Annotated in this window: 4 protein-coding genes; 2 read left to right on the top strand and 2 right to left on the bottom strand. The window is 25.1% G+C overall.

All coding sequences use genetic code 4. The features are described from left to right. Positions 1-334 precede the first annotated feature (334 nt). Both BST80_RS04890 and BST80_RS04885 read right to left on the bottom strand, forming a co-directional pair. Positions 335-1930 carry an MATE family efflux transporter gene (locus BST80_RS04890; RefSeq protein ID WP_415746219.1) on the bottom strand — a complete coding sequence of 532 codons (1596 nt, stop codon included), beginning with the start codon at positions 1928-1930 and terminating at the stop codon, positions 335-337. Between the two features lie 126 nt (positions 1931-2056). Continuing rightward, positions 2057-2317, bottom strand: coding sequence for a hypothetical protein (locus tag BST80_RS04885; RefSeq protein WP_415746218.1), 261 nt, complete (start codon positions 2315-2317; stop codon positions 2057-2059). Positions 2318-2326: 9 nt separating this feature from the next. Here BST80_RS04885 and BST80_RS04880 point away from each other — a divergent pair, with 9 nt between their 5' ends. Then, positions 2327-2533, top strand: coding sequence for a ParA family protein (locus BST80_RS04880; RefSeq protein ID WP_415746217.1), 207 nt, complete (start codon positions 2327-2329; stop codon positions 2531-2533). A 31-nt stretch (positions 2534-2564) separates the two neighbouring features. Continuing rightward, positions 2565-2708, top strand: a complete 144-nt coding sequence (locus BST80_RS04875; RefSeq protein ID WP_415746216.1) for a hypothetical protein — start codon at positions 2565-2567, stop codon at positions 2706-2708. Positions 2709-2776: the final 68 nt, after the last annotated feature.

The raw sequence follows: 2776 nt of genomic DNA, 5'->3' as shown, positions 1-2776 counted from the left end.
GATAAAGTCATAAATAATCGATTTTTTAGTGATAATTTGTTAGCTTTGCCACCTTTTTTAAATTTTTCTATTTCAGCAACCTTTAAAATATCTAACATTTTATTAAAAGTGGCTTGTTTTATTCCTGNTAATCGGAATAATTCTTTATCATTAATAAAATCAAATTTATCAAATTTCATAATTTTAGATTCCTATAATTTCTATTTTAAATATATTTTATAGGAATTTTAAAATAACTAGGTTATGCAAGAAGTCTAATNAATAANAAATAATCTTCAATAAAATAGACACATAAAATTAATTTTATGTGTCTATTTTAGATATTCAAACCTTGTTATTTTTTTTGTTGATGTTTCACTTTTAAAACTTTTTTAGTTCGTAAATCTTCTTGATATTCATTAAAATATGGATCAGGCTCATCAACTAATTTGTTACGATATTTTTTTCAGTAGTAAACTAAAATTGGAATAATAATTGCTGCTGAAATTAAATCATTTAAACCAATAAAGACATAATAGAAAATTAGATTTCCAGTTGCTTGACTAACGCCAAAACCAATTCCAATTAATGGTAAAATTACAACAATTGAACGTAAACTACTTGTAAATGTTGCTAAAAAGGAACGATTAATTCCTTGGAACAACGTTAAAGCAATATAAGTTAATGAACAAAATGGATAAGTCATAAAGTTTAAAACAATTCATCAACGATATTTCGTTGCATATTTTTCAGGAAAAGCAAATAACATCATCATATCTTTTCCAAAAATAATAAAGACAATTAACATTAAACAAAATCAAATAATAATTAATAAACTAACCCGTTTTAAAACTTCTCAAATTCGAGCATTCTTTTTTGCCCCATAATTATAGGCAATAATACTACGAGCCCCTTGTGTAACACCAACCCCTGCTGATAATACTAATGTCATTCATGGCACAATTGAAGAATAAAGTTCCTGCAAAACAGCAACCCCATTATGATATTCTTGGTTTGGTAACTGAACAACAAGGAATGTTGCAACATAAGATGTAACGACTAAAGCAGCATTATTAATAAAATTTGGTAATCCTGCTTTAGTAAAATTAGCAATATTTTTTCCTTCAATTTGGAATAAGTCATTTCAGTAAAATTTTGAATAACTATTTTTTGTTTTAAAAACAATAATAAATCCTCAAATTACTTGTACTGTTCAAGAAAAAACTGTCCCCAACATTGCTCCTGACATTCCAAGATGACAAACTCTCATAAAGAAAATGGCCGCTGCAGCATTAATTAATAATGAACTTAAAATCATAATTATTACTCATTTCATTCGTCCTTCACTACGAATTAAGGACATAAAATAATAACTTAAAAACATCATTGGTGCTGCTGCTAACATTGGAAATGAATATTCTCAACATAAACTTTCTGTAATTGGATTATAATGTTTTCCCATTTGAGAAGTAATAAATATAGCGTTTCATCCCGGAAATACAATACAAAAAATTGCAAATGCAACAATGATTGAAAAAAAAACTGTTAATGAAAAACCATTTCCTGCAATTCGACACATACTTGGAATATCACGTTGCCCATAAGCAATTGAAAAATTCATTGCACAACCCATTCCAATCATAATACTAAATGACCATTGTAAGTTATATGTTTGTGAAGCATATTGAGTTGCAACATTAATAAATGACCGCATATCAGATAAAGGAATTTCTGTAACACTAATATTTTTTAACCGATTATATGCATCAATATAAAATTGGTCATGAATTAAATCAGGTGCGGCAAATGATAATGCTAAACTTTTATCAACAATATTGTATAACCCTTGAACAATCATTAAGAAAACAGTTGGAACACAAAAGTATGATATTGTTTTTCAAGGTTTTTCAAACCGTAATTTTTTTTCACGACCTGTTAAAACTTCTGACAAATTAATTTCCTCCCCCCTAATAAAAAAATAAAAAAACCTTACGATGTAAAGTAATTTTAAAACTACATTAATAATCTTCGTTATAATTATAGCTCAAAAAAATTATTTTACTAAGGTTTTTTAACATTAATTACTTAATGCACTTGCTTTACCAAAATTTTTATTAACTGAAAAAACAACACGATCGTAAATTTCGGTAATATTTGTTACAAATGGTTTAATAGTAATTAAAATTACTTTTTCTTCAAAAGCACGATAAGAAATTTCTTTAATTTGTTCATTGCCATTTTCTAAATGTAAAATTAAACCATCTTCTAATTTTTCAATTATGGGAAGATTTAATTTTTTTACAACATTTTCTAAACTTCCTAACATTGGTTTTTCCATTACGGTAAATTGATAATAGTTTTGGGTTGAATAGACTTCTTGGTTGGAAAAACAAATTTTACTTTTAATTTAGCAGGTTATTTATCAATAAAAGAAAATAAGAAAACATTATTAATTGATTTAGACCCACAAGGCAATTTAACTCAATGTGTTCAAATGGATATAATTGAACCGTTAGCTATGAATATGTTTTTAAATCAAGNAAAAAAATATTAAAGAATTAATATTAAAAACTGAAATTAATAATTTGGATATAATACCAACCAATATTGGCATGTCTAGTTTAGAAGTAAAATTATTTAATNNANTNNNTAGAGAAACTAAACTTATAAAATATATTAATAAAAACAAAAATTTTTTATTAGACTTCTTGCATAACCTATTAAAATAATTGTAAATATTTTTAAAAAAATACTAATAGCAAATTATAATTTTAATTAATTATGTTTTTTATTTAAA

The organism is Spiroplasma sp. Moj (assembly GCF_016082285.1).
Taxonomy (GTDB): domain Bacteria; phylum Bacillota_I; class Bacilli_A; order Mycoplasmatales; family Mycoplasmataceae; genus Spiroplasma; species Spiroplasma phoeniceum.
Note: the sequence above shows the minus strand (reverse complement) of the source record. Positions and strands in the feature narration are given on the sequence as shown.